The sequence below is a fragment of the Pseudomonas sp. Os17 genome, from assembly GCF_001547895.1.
GTDB lineage: Bacteria > Pseudomonadota > Gammaproteobacteria > Pseudomonadales > Pseudomonadaceae > Aquipseudomonas.
In genome coordinates, this window is the sequence record NZ_AP014627.1 from 2,226,198 (window position 1) to 2,242,603 (window position 16,406).

A 16,406-nucleotide genomic window follows, 5' to 3' on the forward strand; every position below is an offset into this window, starting at 1 on the left:
GGAATGGTCCGATGGCCGGTAAGACGCTTTACGACAAGCTCTGGGATTCGCATTTGGTCAAGCAGCGCGACGATGGTTCGGCGCTGATCTATATCGATCGTCACATCATCCACGAAGTGACCTCGCCACAAGCTTTCGAAGGCCTGCGTCTGGCCGGGCGCAAGCCTTGGCGCATCGATGCCAACATCGCCACCCCGGACCACAACGTACCGACCACCCCCGAGCGCAAGGGCGGGATCGAAGCGATTGCCGACCAGGTTTCCCGTCTGCAGGTGCAGACCCTCGATGACAACTGTGACGAATACGGCATTGTCGAATTCAAGATGAACGACGTGCGCCAGGGTATCGTCCACGTGATCGGTCCGGAGCAGGGCGCCACCTTGCCGGGCATGACCGTGGTCTGCGGCGACTCCCATACCTCGACCCATGGCGCGTTCGGCGCGCTGGCCCACGGTATCGGCACCTCCGAGGTGGAGCACGTGCTCGCCACCCAGTGCCTGGTGGCCAAGAAAATGAAGAACATGCTGGTGCGCGTGGAAGGCACCTTGCCTTTCGGCGTGACCGCCAAGGACATCGTTCTGGCGGTTATCGGCAAGATCGGCACCGCCGGTGGCAACGGGCACGCCATCGAGTTCGCCGGCAGCGCGATTCGCGACCTGTCCATCGAAGGCCGCATGACCATCTGCAACATGTCCATCGAAGCCGGTGCCCGTGTCGGCCTGGTGGCGGCGGATGACAAGACCGTGGCCTACGTCAAGGGCCGTCCGTTCGCCCCCAAAGGCGCCGAATGGGACTTGGCGGTCGAAGCCTGGAAGGATCTGGTGTCGGATGCCGACGCCAAATTCGACACCGTGGTCGAGCTCGACGCGGCGCAGATCAAGCCGCAGGTCAGCTGGGGCACCTCGCCGGAAATGGTCCTGGCCGTGGATCAGCGGGTGCCGGATCCGGCCCAGGAAATGGACCTGGTCAAGCGCGACTCCATCGTCCGCGCCTTGAAATACATGGGCTTGAGCGCCAACCAGGCAATCACCGACATTCAGCTGGACCGGGTGTTCATCGGCTCCTGCACCAACTCGCGGATCGAAGACCTGCGCGCCGCCGCGGTCATCGCCAAGGGCCGCAAAGTGGCTTCCACCATCAAGCAGGCGATCGTGGTGCCGGGCTCGGGCCTGGTGAAGGCCCAGGCCGAATCGGAAGGCCTGGACAAGATCTTCCTCGAGGCCGGTTTCGAATGGCGCGAGCCGGGCTGCTCGATGTGCCTGGCGATGAACCCGGACCGCTTGGAGTCCGGTGAGCATTGCGCTTCCACCTCGAACCGCAACTTCGAAGGGCGTCAGGGCGCGGGTGGGCGTACCCACCTGGTGAGTCCGGCCATGGCCGCCGCCGCCGCTGTCAGCGGTCGTTTCGTCGACGTCCGTGAATTGATCTAAGGAGCGCAGCATGAAAGCTTTCACTCAGCACAATGGTTTGGTCGCGCCTTTGGATCGTGCCAACGTCGACACCGACCAGATCATCCCCAAGCAGTTCCTCAAGTCGATCAAGCGCACCGGCTTCGGCCCCAACCTGTTCGACGAGTGGCGTTACCTGGATGTGGGGCAGCCGTACCAGGACAACTCCAAGCGTCCGTTGAACAAGGATTTCGTTCTCAACGCCGAGCGTTACCAAGGTGCCAGCGTGTTGCTGGCGCGGGAGAACTTCGGTTGCGGCTCCAGTCGCGAGCACGCGCCGTGGGCGCTGGAAGAGTACGGTTTTCGCAGCATCATCGCCCCGAGCTATGCCGACATCTTCTTCAACAACAGCTTCAAGAACGGCTTGTTGCCGATCATCCTCAGCGATGCGGAAGTCGATGAACTGTTTCAGCAGGTCGAAGCCACCCCGGGTTACCAGTTGCATATCGACCTTGAGGCGCAAACCGTGACCCGTCCTGACGGCAAGGTGCTGAAGTTCGAGATCGATGCCTTCCGCAAGCACTGCCTGCTCAACGGTCTTGACGATATCGGCCTGACCTTGCAGGACGGCGACGCCATCGCCGCCTTTGAAGCCAAGCACCGGGCCAGCCAGCCCTGGTTGTTTCGCGACGCCTGACCGCCGGCATGCCGGTGCCTGCGAAATTGCGCAGGTGCCGGCCTTGCAGGAGCTGGCTTGCCAGCGAACGCTGTTTCCCTTGTCCAGAAGGATCGTGCCATGACCAGCAACGCCCACAGCCAGGTAGTACAGAAGCAATTTGGTGAACAGGCTTCGGCCTACCTGAGCAGCGCTGTACACGCTCAAGGCGCCGAATTCGCCCTGCTACAGGCCGAGGTGGCGGGCCAGGAGCAGGCGCGGGTCCTCGACCTGGGGTGCGGTGCCGGCCATGTCAGCTTCCATGTCGCGCCGTTGGTCAGGGAAGTGGTGGCCTACGACCTCTCCCAGCAGATGCTGGATGTGGTGTCGGCAGCCGCCCAGGAGCGTAATCTGCACAACATCCGCAGCGTGAAAGGGGCTGCCGAACGCTTGCCGTTTGCCGACGGTGAGTTCGATTTTGTCTTCAGTCGCTACTCGGCTCACCACTGGAGCGACCTGGGCCTGGCCCTGCGGGAAGTGCGCCGGGTGCTCAAGCCCGGTGGCGTGGCGGCGTTCATCGATGTCTTGTCGCCGGGTAGTCCGCTGCTGGACACTTACCTGCAAAGCGTCGAAGTGCTGCGTGACACCAGTCATGTACGCGATTATTCGGCGGGTGAATGGCTGCGCCAGGTCAGCGAGGCCGGGTTGCACACCCGCAGCACCGCTCGGCAAAGACTGCGCCTGGAGTACCACTCCTGGGTCGAACGCATGCGCACCCCCGAGCCGCTGCGGGTGGCGATCCGCGAGCTGCAGCAGGCGATGGGCAACGAAGTGCGCGAATATTTTGAGATTGAGGCCGATGGTTCGTTCAGTACAGATGTACTGGTGCTGTGGGCCGAGCGATAGAACTTTTCCGGTTGCGCCCAGGGGCCGGCCGACAGAGCAAACGAGGAACGCATGAGCAAGCAGATTCTGATTCTCCCAGGTGATGGCATTGGTCCGGAAATCATGGCCGAGGCGGTCAAGGTGCTGGAGTTGGCCAACGACAAGTACGGCCTGGGCTTCGAGCTGAGCCACGATGTGATTGGTGGCGCGGCCATCGACAAGCATGGCGTGCCTCTGGCTGACGAAACCCTGGATCGTGCCCGTGCCGCCGATGCGGTGTTGCTGGGTGCGGTGGGTGGGCCGAAATGGGACAAGATCGAGCGCGATATTCGCCCTGAGCGCGGCCTGTTGAAGATCCGCGCGCAACTGGGCCTGTTCGGCAACCTGCGTCCGGCGATTCTCTACCCGCAACTGGCGGATGCCTCTAGCCTGAAGCCGGAGATCGTTTCCGGCCTGGACATCCTCATCGTTCGCGAGCTGACCGGCGGCATTTACTTTGGCGCCCCTCGTGGCACCCGCGAGCTGGAAAACGGCGAGCGCCAGTCCTACGACACCCTGCCTTACAGCGAGAGTGAAATCCGTCGCATCGCCCGGGTCGGCTTCGACATGGCCCGTGTGCGCGGCAAGAAGCTGTGCTCGGTGGACAAGGCCAACGTCCTGGCCTCCAGCCAGCTGTGGCGTGAAGTGGTCGAGCAAGTCGCCCAGGACTACCCGGATGTCGAGCTGAGCCATATGTATGTCGACAACGCCGCCATGCAACTGGTGCGTGCGCCGAAGCAGTTCGACGTGATCGTCACCGACAACATGTTCGGCGACATTCTTTCCGATGAAGCCTCGATGCTCACCGGTTCCATCGGCATGCTGCCGTCGGCGTCCCTGGACGCCAACAACAAGGGCATGTACGAGCCGTGCCACGGTTCGGCGCCGGACATCGCCGGGCAGGGCATTGCCAACCCGCTGGCGACCATCCTCTCGGTGTCGATGATGCTGCGCTACAGCTTCAACCTGACCGAGGCGGCGGACGCCATCGAGCAGGCGGTGAGCCGGGTGCTGGATCAGGGTTTGCGCACCGGGGACATCTGGTCGGCCGGTTGCACCAAAGTCGGTACGCAGGAAATGGGCGATGCAGTAGTCGCCGCGCTGCGGAATCTGTAATCTTTCGGGCCCACTGCATAGACAGTGGCCCACTTTTGTAAAGGTGTAGTTGCGATGAAACGTGTAGGTCTGATCGGTTGGCGCGGTATGGTCGGTTCCGTGCTCATGCAGCGGATGCTGGAAGAGCAGGACTTCGATCTTATTGAACCGGTGTTTTTCACCACTTCCAATGTCGGTGGCCAAGGGCCGTCGGTGGGCAAGGATATTGCTCCGCTGAAGGACGCCTACAGCATTGAAGAGTTGAAAACCCTCGACGTGATTCTGACCTGCCAGGGTGGCGACTACACCAGTGAAGTCTTCCCCAAGCTGCGCGAAGCCGGCTGGCAGGGCTACTGGATCGACGCCGCATCCAGCCTGCGCATGCAGGATGACGCGGTGATCATCCTCGACCCGGTGAACCGCAAGGTCATCGACCAGCAGTTGGATGCCGGGACCAAGAACTACATCGGCGGCAACTGCACCGTCAGCCTGATGCTGATGGGCCTGGGCGGCCTGTTCGAAGCCGGCCTGGTGGAGTGGATGAGCGCCATGACCTACCAGGCGGCCTCCGGTGCCGGCGCGCAGAACATGCGTGAGCTGATCAAGCAGATGGGCGCGACTCACGCGGCCGTTGCCGATGACCTGGCGAACCCGGCCAGCGCCATCCTCGATATCGACCGCAAGGTAGCCGAGGTCATGCGCAGCGATGCCTACCCGACCGAGAACTTTGGCGTGCCGCTGGCCGGCAGCCTGATTCCGTGGATCGACAAGGAACTGCCCAACGGCCAGAGCCGCGAAGAGTGGAAGGCCCAGGCCGAAACCAACAAGATCCTCGGCCGCTTCAAGAACCCGATTCCGGTGGACGGCATCTGCGTGCGTATCGGCGCCATGCGCTGCCACAGCCAGGCGCTGACCATCAAGCTCAACAAGGACGTGCCGATCGCCGATATCGAAGGGCTGATCAGCCAGCACAACCCCTGGGTCAAGCTGGTGCCGAACCAGCGTGACATCAGCATGCAGGAGCTGAGCCCGACCAAGGTCACCGGCACCCTGAATATCCCGGTTGGCCGTCTGCGCAAGCTGAACATGGGATCGCAGTTCCTCGGTGCCTTCACCGTGGGCGACCAGTTGCTGTGGGGCGCGGCTGAGCCGCTGCGGCGCATGCTGCGGATCCTTCTGGAGCGTTGATCCGCTGAGTGGCTGAAAGAACCCGCGCCCGAACCAGGGCGCGGGTTTTTTTATGCTTGCCTTCGCAGGGGCAGGCTGGCCGGCGAAGAGGCCCGTTCCTGCCGCTGGCCCTCGCGAATTGCCTCGTCACCCCGTGCCGGGTAAAGTGCCGCTCCCCCGTTTCACCTGAGGTAGCGCCATGACTCCATCCTTTGATATTGCCGTGATCGGTGCCACCGGTACCGTTGGCGAAACCCTGGTGCAGGTACTCGAAGAACGCGATTTCCCGATTGCCAACCTGCACCTGCTGGCCAGCAGCGAGTCGGCCGGTCATTCGGTGCCGTTTCGCGGCAAGAACGTGCGTGTGCGTGAGGTCGACGAATTCGATTTCAGCAAGGTGCAACTGGCATTTTTTGCCGCAGGTCCAGCGGTCACCCTGAGCTTCGCGCCCCGTGCCACCGCGGCCAACTGCGCAGTGATCGACCTTGCCGGCGCCTTGCCGTCGGCCCAGGCGCCCAATGTCGTGCCTGAGGCCAACGCCCAGGTGTTGGCCGGTTTGAGCAAGCCCGTGCAACTGAGCAGTCCCAGTCCCGCGGCCACCGCTTTGGCAGTGGCTCTGGCGCCTTTGCAGGGCTTGCTGGACATCCAGCGGGTGAGCCTGACCGCCAGCTTGGCCATCTCCAGCCAGGGGCGTGAGGCGGTCAGCGAACTGGCTCGACAAACTGCCGAGTTGTTGAATGTACGTCCACTGGAGCCGCGCTTCTTCGACCGCCAGGTGGCCTTCAATCTTCTGGCTCAGGTTGGCGCGCCGGATGCCCAGGGCCATACCCTGCTGGAAAAGCGTCTGGTCAGGGAACTGCGTGAAGTGCTGGGGCAGCCTTTATTAAAGATTTCTGTCACTTGCATTCAAGCGCCGGTGTTTTTTGGCGATAGCTATAGCGTGACTCTGCAGTCGGGCGCCGATGTCGATCTGGCGGCGGTAAACGCGGCGCTGGAGGCCGCTCCGGGCCTGGAATTGGTGGAAGCCGGTGATTATCCCACCGCTGTGGGTGACGCCGTGGGCCAGGACGTAGTCTATGTGGGGCGGGTTCGTTCCGGCATCGATGATGCGACGGAACTGAATCTGTGGCTGACCTCGGACAACGTCCGCAAAGGTGCGGCCTTGAACGCTGTGCAGCTGGCTGAATTGTTGATAAAAGACCTGCTGTAAAAGATACTTGGCAACAATTTGCAGAATGAATCTAGCCGGGCGCTATGCTTGGCAAGTTGCTGGAGGTGAGTGGCCGTCAGGTGCTCCCGGGGCATGCAGAAAATAATCCCGCGTGGTGGTCGTGGCCTCCGCGCAGTGCCTTATGGCAGCCGCTACAAAACCTTCTCGCTGGCCGAGGAAAGTTCAAACAAAGGATGAGGCTATGGTTCAAGTTCGCAAACTGGTGTTAGCAATAGCGGCCGCCTCGGCGCTGTCCTCCGGTATGGCGCAGGCGCTTGGGCTTGGGGAGCTGACCCTGAAGTCGAGTCTGAACCAGCCTTTGGTAGCCGAAATCGAATTGCTCGATATCAAGGACCTGACTGCCGCTGAAGTGGTGCCCAGCCTGGCCCCGGCAGAAGAGTTCGCCAAGGCCGGCGTCGATCGCCAGGCCTTTCTCAATGACCTGAGTTTTACCCCCGTTCTCAATCCCGGCGGCAAGAGTGTGCTGCGGGTGACTTCGAGTCAGCCGCTGTCTGAGCCGATGGTCAAGTTCCTGGTGCAGGTGATGTGGCCCAACGGCCGCCTGTTGCGCGATTACAGCGTGCTGCTGGATCCTTCGAAGTTTTCCCCGCAAGCCGCCGCTGCTGCCCAGGTTGCTCCGGTCGCAGGTCCCGCGGTGAATGCCCCGGTTACCCGTGGCAACAAGGTCAGCAAGCCTGCGCAATACACCACTGCGGCCCGTGACACGCTGTGGGAAATCGCCGCGAAGAATCGCAATGGCGCCTCGATCCAGCAAACCATGCTCGCGATCCAGGCGTTGAACCCGGATGCCTTTATCGACGGCAACATCAATCGACTGAAGGCTGGCAGGGTCCTGCGTCTGCCTGACGTAGTGCAGAGCACTGCATTGGCACAGCCCAAGGCCATTGCCGAGGTGGCTGCGCAAAACGCGGCCTGGCGCCAGGGGCGTCGGGCCGGGGCCCGCAGTCAGCAGCAGGTGGATGCCACCCGTCGTGCCGGTGCCGACAAGGCACCCAAGCAGGTCAATACCAAGGACAACTTGAGCCTGGTCTCGGCAGAAAGTGGCAAGGCGCGGGGCAAGGGGGCGGCAGGCGACAGCAAGGCGCTGAACAACAAGCTGGCGGTGACCCAGGAAAGTCTCGACGCGACCCGTCGCGACAACGCCGAGCTCAAGGAACGCATGGCGGATCTGCAGAGCCAGCTGGACAAGCTGCAGCGTCTGATCGAACTGAAGAACAACCAGTTGGCCAAGCTGCAGGCCGAGGGTGCGGCGCCGGCTGCTCAGCCTGTACCGGCGATGCCGGCCGAGCTGGTGGCCAAACCTGAGGCTGCGGCCCCGGTGGTGGCGCCAGTGGCTCCTGCGGCGCCAGTCAGTGAACCGGCTGCCGTTCCGGCAGTGGATGAGCTGGCCAAGACCGACGAAGACAAATATGGCGATCTGCTGACCAATCCGATCCTGCTGGGACTGGTAGGCGGCGGTGCGGTAGCGGCCGTGCTGTTGCTGTTGCTGTTGCTTGCCCGTCGCCGCAAGGCCCAGCAGGAAGCGGAAAAGCACCTGCGCATGGCGCGGGCCTTGTCCGAGGAAAGCAATGACTTCACCGAGGAGCTGGAATTGCCGGAAGGCAGTTTCGAAGGCCTTGAAGTTCCACCACCCAGCGTCAAGCTGGCTCCAGCCCCAGCCCCAGCCCCAGCCCCAGCCCCAGCTCCAGCTCCAGCTCCAGCTCCAGCTCCAGCTCCAGCTCCGGTGGTGGCACCCATCCCGGCGGCACCGGTGGAGCGGGCCACGGACGTGCTGGGCCAGGCACAGAATCATATCGACGCCGGTCGTCTGAACCAGGCCGCTGCGCTGCTTGAAGAGGCAGTCAAGCTGGAGCCGCAGCGCAGTGATCTGCGCCTCAAGTTGATGGAGGTCTACGCGCATCAGGGTGATCGCAGCGCCTTTGTCGCCGAGGAGCGGCAACTGGTGGCCAATGGCGATAACCATGCCCAGGTCGAGCAACTCAAAAGCCGTTTCCCGGCGATGGTCGCAGTGGCTGCAACGGCCGGTCTGGCTGCGGCTGCGGTGGCGGCTGAGCTGGATGCCCAGTACGTCAAGGAGCTGCTGGACGAGCCGCAAACCCCTGAGCCTGCGGCGCCTGTCGAGGGGCTGGATGCGGATTTCGACCTGAGCCTGGACGATCTTGAGGCGGCTTCGCCTGCGGTCGTGGCGTCCGAGCCTGCGATCGAGCTGGAAGACTTCCCGCTGGATGACGACCTGAGTTTCGGTTCGGTCCTGGAGCAGCAGACCGCCGCTCAGGAAAGCCTGGATGATCTGGGGGACTTCGATCTGGACCTGGGGGCTGATCTGCCCGCGGCGACCCAGAACGATGAAGATTTCCTGCTGAGCCTTGAGGATGATCTCAAGGATGTGCCGGCCGGCGATGTGCCTACGGTTACGGAGGCGGCTCTGGATGATCTGGACTTGTCGGCGGATTTCGATCTGTCCCTGGCCGATGAGATGGATGCGGCCGCCGAGCCCAAGGATGCGTTCGCTTCCGAGCTGGATGATGTCAATGCCGAGCTGGATCGTCTGGCTCAGAGTCTGGATCAGCCTGAGCCGGCCGTACCGAGTTTCACGGCTGAAGATGCAGCGGCGGCGCCTGAAGAGGCCGACTTCGACTTCCTGTCCGGCAGCGATGAAGTGGCTACCAAGCTCGATCTGGCTCAGGCCTATATCGATATGGGAGACAACGATGGCGCGCGGGACATCCTTGGCGAAGTGCTCAGCGAAGGCAGTGAAGGGCAGAAGAGTGAAGCCCAGGAAATGCTGGCGCGACTGGCCTGAAGCCAATACCGCTTGACCAGAACGGCAGCCGATGAGGCTGCCGTTTTTGTTGGTGCCGTTTTTTGGGCTGTTCGAATCGGAGCGCTTTGCTCGGGCGTGGCGTTGCTCTCTTTGTCCGGTGTTGAGCGAGGAGGGCGATGAAATGGCGGTCGATGCGCTCAATCTTCAACTAAACCGTGGCGGTGCATGGCGTCTGCCCCCGGCGGCCTTATAATGAGCGCCTTTGCGCATATCAGCAGGCTGTAAGTTCTTGGCAAATATAGATAACCCGGCAGCCGAAATGGCAGCCGAAGGCTTTTCCCGCATTGCTCTGGGTGTTGAATACAAGGGGTCGCGCTATCGCGGTTGGCAGCGTCAGGCCACGGGGGTGCCCAGCGTCCAGGAAACTCTGGAGAAAGCCTTATCCAGAGTCGCGGACTCTCCCGTGCTGGTGTCCTGTGCGGGGCGCACTGATGCCGGTGTACATGCCTGCGGTCAGGTGGTGCATTTCGACACCCAGGCCGTGCGTTCGATGAAGGCATGGGTCATGGGGGCCAATATCAACCTGCCCCATGACATCAGCGTCAGTTGGGCTCAGGAAATGCCCGCGCATTTCCATGCGCGGTTCAAGGCCATAGCCCGGCGTTATCGCTATGTGATCTACAACGATCAGATCCGTCCGGCTCATCTCAATGAAGAGGTCACCTGGAATCATCGCCCCCTGGATACCGAGCGCATGGCCCAGGCCGCACAGTTTCTGTTAGGCACCCATGATTTCAGTGCCTTTCGGGCGGGGCAGTGCCAGGCCAAGTCGCCGATCAAGGAGATTCATCACCTGCGGGTGACCCGGCACGGCAAGATGATCGTCCTGGACATTCGTGCCAGTGCCTTCCTGCATCACATGGTGCGCAATATTGCCGGGGTCTTGATGACCATTGGTGCCGGCGAGCGCCCGGTGGAGTGGGCGCGGGAAGTACTGGAGAGTCGGGTTCGCCGCGCGGGCGGGGTCACCGCCCATCCTTTTGGCCTGTACCTGGTTCAGGTCGAGTACAAGGACGAGTTTGCGCTGCCAGAGCGCTACATCGGGCCACATTTCCTTACCGGTTGGCCTGAACTTGACGGCTGACGCCCGGAAAAGCATTTGCTACCATCCGGAACTTTCCGAATTTGCCCCCGAGGTTCACACGACATGTCAGCTGTTCGCAGCAAGATTTGCGGGATTACCCGCATAGAAGACGCGTTGGCGGCCGTGGAGGCGGGGGCTGACGCCATTGGTCTGGTGTTCTATGCCAAAAGTCCGCGGGCGGTGTCGGTGCAACAGGCGCGCGCGATCATTGCCGCCTTGCCGCCGTTCGTGACCACGGTCGGGCTGTTCGTCAATGCCAGTCGTTGCGAGCTGGGGGAGATCCTCGATGCCGTACCGCTGGATCTGCTGCAGTTTCACGGCGATGAGTCGGCGTCCGATTGCGCCGGCTATCACCGTCCCTATATCAAGGCGCTGCGGGTCAAGGCCGGAGATGATATTGCCGCGGCCTGCCTGGCGTATCCGCAGGCCAGCGGAATTCTGCTGGATACCTATGTCGAGGGCGTGCCGGGGGGAACTGGCGAGGCTTTTGACTGGTCACTGGTTCCTCGGGAAGTGAGCAAGCCGATCATCCTGGCCGGCGGCCTCAGTGCGGAGAACGTTGCCCAGGCCATTGCCCAGGTTCGTCCTTATGCGGTGGATGTCAGCGGCGGAGTCGAGCAGGGCAAGGGCATCAAGGATCCGGCCAAGATCCGGGCATTTATGCAGGCCGTGCGTCGCAGCAGTGAGTCGATGTGACGGCTGGCAGTCTGCCGCCGTCCATAACACCACTGTACAAAACAGGCAGGCGTCGCCTTCAGGCGAGGCCGGAATCGAGTGGCAACCGCTCTATTGCGGGTTGTCGGGATGGCTGAGGAACGTTTCGTTGCAGGCAGGTCGAGCCCGGTGCTGACCGCGGTAGCGAAGTGAACATCGCCGCACACATGAATTTAGCTCAAGGGCATACGCGGGGTTGCGAACCAGAGCGTTCGGGCCGCCGGTACTGGAGAAAGAAAGCATGAGCAACTGGTTAGTAGACAAACTGATCCCTTCGATCATGCGTTCCGAGGTGAAGAAAAGCTCGGTGCCTGAAGGTCTGTGGCACAAGTGCCCGTCCTGCGAGGCGGTGCTTTATCGTCCGGAGCTGGAAAAGACCCTGGATGTTTGCCCCAAGTGCAATCACCACATGCGTATCGGCGCGCGGGCGCGCATCGACATCTTCCTGGATGCCGAGGGGCGTGCCGAGCTGGGCGCCGATCTGGAGCCAGTGGATCGCCTGAAGTTTCGTGACGGCAAGAAGTACAAGGACCGCCTGACCGCGGCACAGAAGCAGACTGGCGAGAAGGACGCGCTGATTTCCATGAGCGGCACCCTGCTGGGCATGCCGGTGGTGGTCTCGGCCTTTGAGTTCTCCTTCATGGGCGGCTCCATGGGGGCGATCGTCGGCGAGCGTTTCGTTCGTGCGGCCAACTACGCCCTGGAAAACCGTTGCCCGATGATCTGCTTCTCCGCCTCCGGTGGTGCGCGGATGCAGGAAGCGCTGATTTCCCTGATGCAGATGGCCAAGACGTCCGCGGTGCTGGCGCGCCTGCGCGAAGAGGGCATTCCCTTCGTCTCCGTGCTGACCGACCCGGTCTACGGCGGGGTATCCGCCAGCCTGGCCATGCTGGGTGACGTGATTGTCGCCGAGCCCAAGGCCCTGGTGGGCTTTGCCGGTCCGCGGGTCATCGAGCAGACCGTGCGGGAAAAACTGCCCGAGGGCTTCCAGCGCAGTGAGTTCCTCCTGGAGCATGGGGCGATCGACATGATCATTTCCCGTCAGGAGTTGCGTCCGCGTCTGGGCAACCTGCTGGCTCAACTGATGGGGCTGCCGACGCCCGAGTTTGTCGCGGCACCCGTTGAACCTATTGTGGTTCCGCCGGCTCCAGCAAACCTATGACCCAGCGCACCCTGGGCGATTGGCTCGCCTACCTTGAGCAGTTGCACCCTTCAGCCATCGACATGGGGCTGGAGCGCTCGCAACAGGTAGTGGCCCGGATGGGGCTGGGCAAGCCGGCGCCTCGGGTGATCACGGTCACCGGAACCAACGGCAAGGGTTCTACCTGTGCCTTTGTCGCCTCCCTGCTGCGAGCCCAGGGCTTGCAGGTAGGGGTCTACAGCTCACCGCACCTGCTGCGTTACAACGAGCGGGTGCAGATCAATGGTCTTGAGGCTTCCGATCAGCAGCTGTGTGAAGCCTTTGCGGCGGTAGAGGCGGGACGCGGTGACACTTCCCTGACCTATTTCGAAATGGGCACGCTGGCGGCGTTCTGGCTGTTCCAGCGGGCGGCGCTGGATGCGGTGGTGCTGGAGGTTGGTCTGGGCGGGCGCCTGGATGCGGTCAATCTGGTGGATGCCGACCTGGCGCTGGTGACCAGCATTGGTGTCGATCATATCGAGTACCTGGGGGACTCCCGGGAGTCGGTGGCCTTTGAGAAGGCCGGGATCTTTCGTGCCGGTGCACCCGCGTTGTGTGGCGACCTGAATCCGCCACAACCGCTGCTGGATAAGGCGCGGGAGCTGGGGTGTCCGTTTTTCCTTCGGGGGCGGGATTTCGATCTGGCGCTGACCGAAGAGCATTGGCAGTGGCGCGGTCTGGATGCCCAGGGTCATCAGGTCGAGCTGCGGGATCTGCCGCTGCTCGATCTGCCCATGGAGAACGCGGCACTGGCCTTGCAGGCTTACCTGCTTACCGGGTTGCCCTGGCAGCCTGAGCAGATTGGCGCGGCTCTGCAGCAGACCCGGGTGACCGGTCGTCTGGATCGTCGGCAGATCGAATGGCAGGGCAAGCGCCTGAACCTGCTGCTGGATGTGGGGCACAACCCCCACGCCGCGCAGTATCTGGCCGAGCGCCTGGCACGTCGACCGCTGAACGGTCGGCGCCTGGCGGTATTTGGCCTGCTGGCGGACAAGGATCTGCCGGGGGTGGTGGGGTGTCTGCAGTCTTCGGTCCAGAGCTGGGCGGTGGCACCGCTGGATTCGCCCAGGGCGCGCCCGGCGCAGGATCTGCAGGTCGCGCTGGAGAGCCTTGGCGCTTCGGTAGCGTCCTACGCCAGTGTTGCAGCGGCATTGGAAGCGCAATGCGCGCAAGCGACCGCGGATGATGAAATTCTGCTGTTCGGATCTTTTTATTGTGTCGCCGAGGCGCTTGAGTGGCTCGCCCGGCGCTCCACGGAGGAAGCTGCACATGGCAATGCTGGATAACGTCTACAAGCAGCGAATGGTTGGAGCACTGGTGTTGGTGGCCTTGGCCGTGATCTTCCTGCCGATGCTGTTTTCGCGCGAGGATGAGCAGCGCCACGTAGCAGTTGAGGCGCCACCTGTGCCGCAGGCCTCGGCCATGCCGCAGGTTCAGGTTGAGCCGGTGGTGGTTCCCGAGCCCAAGGCCTTGCCTCAGGAGCCGGTGCCTGTCGAGGAGCCGGTGGTGCAGCAGGTTGCGCCTTCCATGCCGATTGCCCCGAGTGCGCCGGCGGTGGCTCCGGCGCCTGCAGTGGCGAGCAAACCGGTGCCAAAGCCTGCGCCTGCGCCTGCGCCTGCGCCGACCCCGGCGCCAGCCCAGCCGATTGCCGCCGCCAAGCCTGACACCAGTCAGAGCCGGATCGATGCCAATGGCCTGTCTATCAGCTGGTCGGTGCAGCTGGCCAGCCTGTCGAGCCGGGAAGGTGCGGAAAACCTGCAGAAAACCCTGCGCAGTCAAGGCTATAACGCATATATCCGTTCCGCCGAAGGCAAGAACCGGGTATTCGTCGGGCCGCTGATCGAGCGGGCCGAGGCTGATCGTCTGCGTGACCTGTTGGGTCGTCAGCACAACCTCAAGGGGTTTGTGGTGCGCTTCCAGCCGGAGCGTGGCTGAGGCTATCTGGCTGATTTCAAAAGCACAGTGAATCGCAGCTTACCGACAGCCAAGCGCTCTGTTAAAATGCGCCGCCTTATCCGTCTGTAGGCTGCACTGTGCCATTTACCTGGGTTGACTGGGCGATCGTTGCAATAATCGCCATCTCCGCTTTGATCAGCTTGAGCCGCGGTTTCGTCAAAGAAGCCTTGTCGTTGCTTACCTGGATCATCGCAGGAGTCGTTGCCTGGATGTTTGGTGGCTCACTGTCCGAGTACCTCGGCGGTTATATCGAAACTCCCTCGGCTCGCGTGATCGCGGGCTGCGCAATCATGTTTGTCGCCACCTTGCTGGTGGGGGCAATGGTCAACTATCTCATCGGCGAATTGATTCGCGTCACCGGCCTCTCCGGGACCGATCGATTCCTCGGCATGGCCTTCGGCGCGGCGCGTGGCGCGCTGCTGGTGGTCGTGGCAGTCGGGCTCTTGAGCCTGGGGCCGGTACAGCAGGATTCCTGGTGGCAGCAGTCGCGGCTGGTGCCACAATTTCTATTGGTTGCAGACTGGTCCAAGAACCTCATCCTGGGGTGGAGCAGTCAGTGGCTGGCCAGCGGTATCAGCGTACCCGCTGAAATACCGTTCAAGGAGCACCTCTTACCGGCCAAAACGCCTCAGTAAGATGGGTTCAGTTCAGTTTCATTAAGTAGGGGTTGCGTCGCATGTGTGGCATCGTCGGTATCGTCGGTAAGTCGAACGTCAATCAGGCGCTGTATGACGCGCTAACCGTCCTCCAGCACCGCGGCCAGGACGCTGCCGGTATCGTGACCAGCCATGATGGCCGGTTATTCCTGCGCAAGGACAATGGCCTGGTGCGTGATGTGTTCCAGCAAAGGCACATGCAGCGCCTGGTGGGTCACATGGGTATCGGTCATGTGCGTTATCCAACCGCGGGCAGCTCGACCTCGGCCGAGGCCCAGCCGTTCTACGTCAACTCGCCTTATGGCATCACCCTGGCGCACAACGGCAACCTGACCAATGTTGAACAATTGGCCAAGGAGATCTACGAGTCCGACCTGCGCCACGTCAACACCAACTCCGACTCCGAAGTGTTGCTCAACGTGTTCGCTCACGAGCTGGCCCAGCGCGGCAAGCTGCAACCGACCGAGGAAGACGTGTTTGCTGCGGTGACTGACGTGCACAACCGTTGCGTCGGTGGTTACGCGGTGGTGGCCATGATCACCGGTTACGGCATCGTCGGTTTCCGTGATCCCCACGGCATCCGCCCGATCGTTTTCGGCCAGCGTCATACCGACGAGGGCGTGGAATACATGATCGCCTCGGAAAGCGTTTCCCTGGATGTATTGGGCTTTACCCTGATTCGCGACCTGGCTCCGGGCGAAGCGGTCTACATCACTGAAGAAGGCAAGCTCTACACCCGCCAGTGCGCGACCAATCCGCAGCTCACTCCATGCATCTTCGAACACGTCTACCTGGCCCGTCCCGACTCGATCATCGACGGTGTCTCGGTGTACAAGGCGCGGCTGCGCATGGGCGAGAAGCTGGCCGAGAAGATCCTGCGCGAGCGTCCGCAGCACGATATCGACGTGGTGATTCCGATTCCCGACACCAGCCGTACCGCCGCGCTGGAGCTGGCCAACCACCTGGGGGTCAAGTTCCGCGAAGGTTTCGTCAAGAACCGCTACATCGGCCGTACCTTCATCATGCCGGGCCAGGCAGCGCGGAAAAAATCCGTGCGCCAGAAGCTCAATGCCATTGAGCTGGAGTTCCGCGGCAAGAACGTGATGCTGGTGGACGACTCCATCGTTCGCGGGACCACCTGCAAGCAGATCATCCAGATGGCCCGTGAAGCCGGCGCGAAGAACGTCTACTTCTGCTCGGCGGCTCCGGCAGTTCGTTACCCGAACGTCTACGGCATCGACATGCCTAGCGCCCACGAGTTGATTGCTCACAATCGCTCGACCCAGGACGTGGCTGACCTGATCGGCGCTGACTGGCTGATCTATCAGGACCTGCCGGACCTGATCGAGGCGGTCGGTGGCGGCAAGATCAAGATCGAGAACTTCGACTGCGCGGTGTTCGACGGCAAGTACGTCACCGGCGACGTCGACGAGGCCTATCTGAACAAGATCGAGAACGCTCGCAACGATGCGTCCAAGGCCAAGACCCAGGCGGTCAGCGCCATCATCGATCTGTACAACAACTGATCCAGA

General features: G+C 62.2%; 14 protein-coding genes. All 14 read left to right on the forward strand.

The window, feature by feature from the left end; genetic code table 11:
- Nucleotides 1-11: 11 nt before the first annotated feature.
- The 14 genes from leuC (at nucleotide 12) to purF (ending at nucleotide 16,400) form a co-directional block, all read left to right on the forward strand.
- The gene (leuC, locus tag POS17_RS10070; RefSeq protein ID WP_060838402.1) at nucleotides 12-1,430 is read left to right on the forward strand and encodes a 3-isopropylmalate dehydratase large subunit; all 1,419 of its coding nucleotides are present in this window, start codon (nucleotides 12-14) and stop codon (nucleotides 1,428-1,430) included.
- A 10-nt stretch (nucleotides 1,431-1,440) separates the two neighbouring features.
- Nucleotides 1,441-2,085 carry a 3-isopropylmalate dehydratase small subunit gene (gene leuD, locus POS17_RS10075; protein ID WP_016967984.1) on the forward strand — a complete coding sequence of 215 codons (645 nt, stop codon included), beginning with the start codon at nucleotides 1,441-1,443 and terminating at the stop codon, nucleotides 2,083-2,085.
- A 99-nt stretch (nucleotides 2,086-2,184) separates the two neighbouring features.
- Nucleotides 2,185-2,949, forward strand: a complete 765-nt coding sequence (locus POS17_RS10080; RefSeq protein ID WP_060838403.1) for a class I SAM-dependent methyltransferase — start codon at nucleotides 2,185-2,187, stop codon at nucleotides 2,947-2,949.
- Nucleotides 2,950-3,000: 51 nt separating this feature from the next.
- Nucleotides 3,001-4,083, forward strand: coding sequence for a 3-isopropylmalate dehydrogenase (leuB, locus tag POS17_RS10085; protein ID WP_060838404.1), 1,083 nt, complete (start codon nucleotides 3,001-3,003; stop codon nucleotides 4,081-4,083).
- Between the two features lie 54 nt (nucleotides 4,084-4,137).
- Nucleotides 4,138-5,250 carry an aspartate-semialdehyde dehydrogenase gene (asd, locus tag POS17_RS10090; RefSeq protein ID WP_060838405.1) on the forward strand — a complete coding sequence of 371 codons (1,113 nt, stop codon included), beginning with the start codon at nucleotides 4,138-4,140 and terminating at the stop codon, nucleotides 5,248-5,250.
- Between the two features lie 178 nt (nucleotides 5,251-5,428).
- Complete coding sequence (locus POS17_RS10095) at nucleotides 5,429-6,439, forward strand: aspartate-semialdehyde dehydrogenase (protein WP_060838406.1); 1,011 nt, start codon at nucleotides 5,429-5,431, stop codon at nucleotides 6,437-6,439.
- Nucleotides 6,440-6,641: 202 nt separating this feature from the next.
- Complete coding sequence (locus tag POS17_RS10100) at nucleotides 6,642-9,263, forward strand: FimV/HubP family polar landmark protein (protein WP_060838407.1); 2,622 nt, start codon at nucleotides 6,642-6,644, stop codon at nucleotides 9,261-9,263.
- Between the two features lie 280 nt (nucleotides 9,264-9,543).
- Nucleotides 9,544-10,368 carry a tRNA pseudouridine(38-40) synthase TruA gene (truA, locus tag POS17_RS10105; protein WP_060838408.1) on the forward strand — a complete coding sequence of 275 codons (825 nt, stop codon included), beginning with the start codon at nucleotides 9,544-9,546 and terminating at the stop codon, nucleotides 10,366-10,368.
- Between the two features lie 63 nt (nucleotides 10,369-10,431).
- The gene (locus tag POS17_RS10110; RefSeq protein ID WP_060838409.1) at nucleotides 10,432-11,064 is read left to right on the forward strand and encodes a phosphoribosylanthranilate isomerase; all 633 of its coding nucleotides are present in this window, start codon (nucleotides 10,432-10,434) and stop codon (nucleotides 11,062-11,064) included.
- 259 nt (nucleotides 11,065-11,323) lie between these two features.
- Nucleotides 11,324-12,244 (forward strand): acetyl-CoA carboxylase, carboxyltransferase subunit beta, encoded by a 921-nt coding sequence (accD, locus tag POS17_RS10115; RefSeq protein WP_060838410.1) that lies wholly within the window; start codon nucleotides 11,324-11,326, stop codon nucleotides 12,242-12,244.
- Nucleotides 12,241-13,548, forward strand: coding sequence for a bifunctional tetrahydrofolate synthase/dihydrofolate synthase (gene folC, locus POS17_RS10120; RefSeq protein ID WP_060838411.1), 1,308 nt, complete (start codon nucleotides 12,241-12,243; stop codon nucleotides 13,546-13,548). Before accD ends, folC begins: the two co-directional genes overlap by 4 nt.
- A complete protein-coding gene (locus POS17_RS10125) occupies nucleotides 13,532-14,197 on the forward strand; it encodes an SPOR domain-containing protein (protein ID WP_060838412.1) in 666 nt (221 codons plus the stop codon). Before folC ends, POS17_RS10125 begins: the two co-directional genes overlap by 17 nt.
- 98 nt (nucleotides 14,198-14,295) lie before the next feature.
- Nucleotides 14,296-14,853: a CvpA family protein gene (locus POS17_RS10130; protein WP_016968003.1), complete on the forward strand. Its 558-nt coding sequence runs from the start codon at nucleotides 14,296-14,298 to the stop codon at nucleotides 14,851-14,853.
- A 41-nt stretch (nucleotides 14,854-14,894) separates the two neighbouring features.
- The gene (gene purF, locus POS17_RS10135; RefSeq protein ID WP_060838413.1) at nucleotides 14,895-16,400 is read left to right on the forward strand and encodes an amidophosphoribosyltransferase; all 1,506 of its coding nucleotides are present in this window, start codon (nucleotides 14,895-14,897) and stop codon (nucleotides 16,398-16,400) included.
- Nucleotides 16,401-16,406 lie beyond the last annotated feature (6 nt).

Bases quoted from the DNA above. Each gene is read 5' to 3' on its own strand.
- leuC (WP_060838402.1), top strand. From the start codon at position 12: ATGGCCGGTAAGACGCTTTACGACAAGCTCTGGGATTCGCATTTGGTC.
- leuD (WP_016967984.1), top strand. From the start codon at position 1,441: ATGAAAGCTTTCACTCAGCACAATGGTTTGGTCGCGCCTTTGGATCGT.
- POS17_RS10080 (WP_060838403.1), top strand. From the start codon at position 2,185: ATGACCAGCAACGCCCACAGCCAGGTAGTACAGAAGCAATTTGGTGAA.
- leuB (WP_060838404.1), top strand. From the start codon at position 3,001: ATGAGCAAGCAGATTCTGATTCTCCCAGGTGATGGCATTGGTCCGGAA.
- asd (WP_060838405.1), top strand. From the start codon at position 4,138: ATGAAACGTGTAGGTCTGATCGGTTGGCGCGGTATGGTCGGTTCCGTG.
- POS17_RS10095 (WP_060838406.1), top strand. From the start codon at position 5,429: ATGACTCCATCCTTTGATATTGCCGTGATCGGTGCCACCGGTACCGTT.
- POS17_RS10100 (WP_060838407.1), top strand. From the start codon at position 6,642: ATGGTTCAAGTTCGCAAACTGGTGTTAGCAATAGCGGCCGCCTCGGCG.
- truA (WP_060838408.1), top strand. From the start codon at position 9,544: ATGGCAGCCGAAGGCTTTTCCCGCATTGCTCTGGGTGTTGAATACAAG.
- POS17_RS10110 (WP_060838409.1), top strand. From the start codon at position 10,432: ATGTCAGCTGTTCGCAGCAAGATTTGCGGGATTACCCGCATAGAAGAC.
- accD (WP_060838410.1), top strand. From the start codon at position 11,324: ATGAGCAACTGGTTAGTAGACAAACTGATCCCTTCGATCATGCGTTCC.
- folC (WP_060838411.1), top strand. From the start codon at position 12,241: ATGACCCAGCGCACCCTGGGCGATTGGCTCGCCTACCTTGAGCAGTTG.
- POS17_RS10125 (WP_060838412.1), top strand. From the start codon at position 13,532: ATGGCAATGCTGGATAACGTCTACAAGCAGCGAATGGTTGGAGCACTG.
- purF (WP_060838413.1), top strand. From the start codon at position 14,895: ATGTGTGGCATCGTCGGTATCGTCGGTAAGTCGAACGTCAATCAGGCG.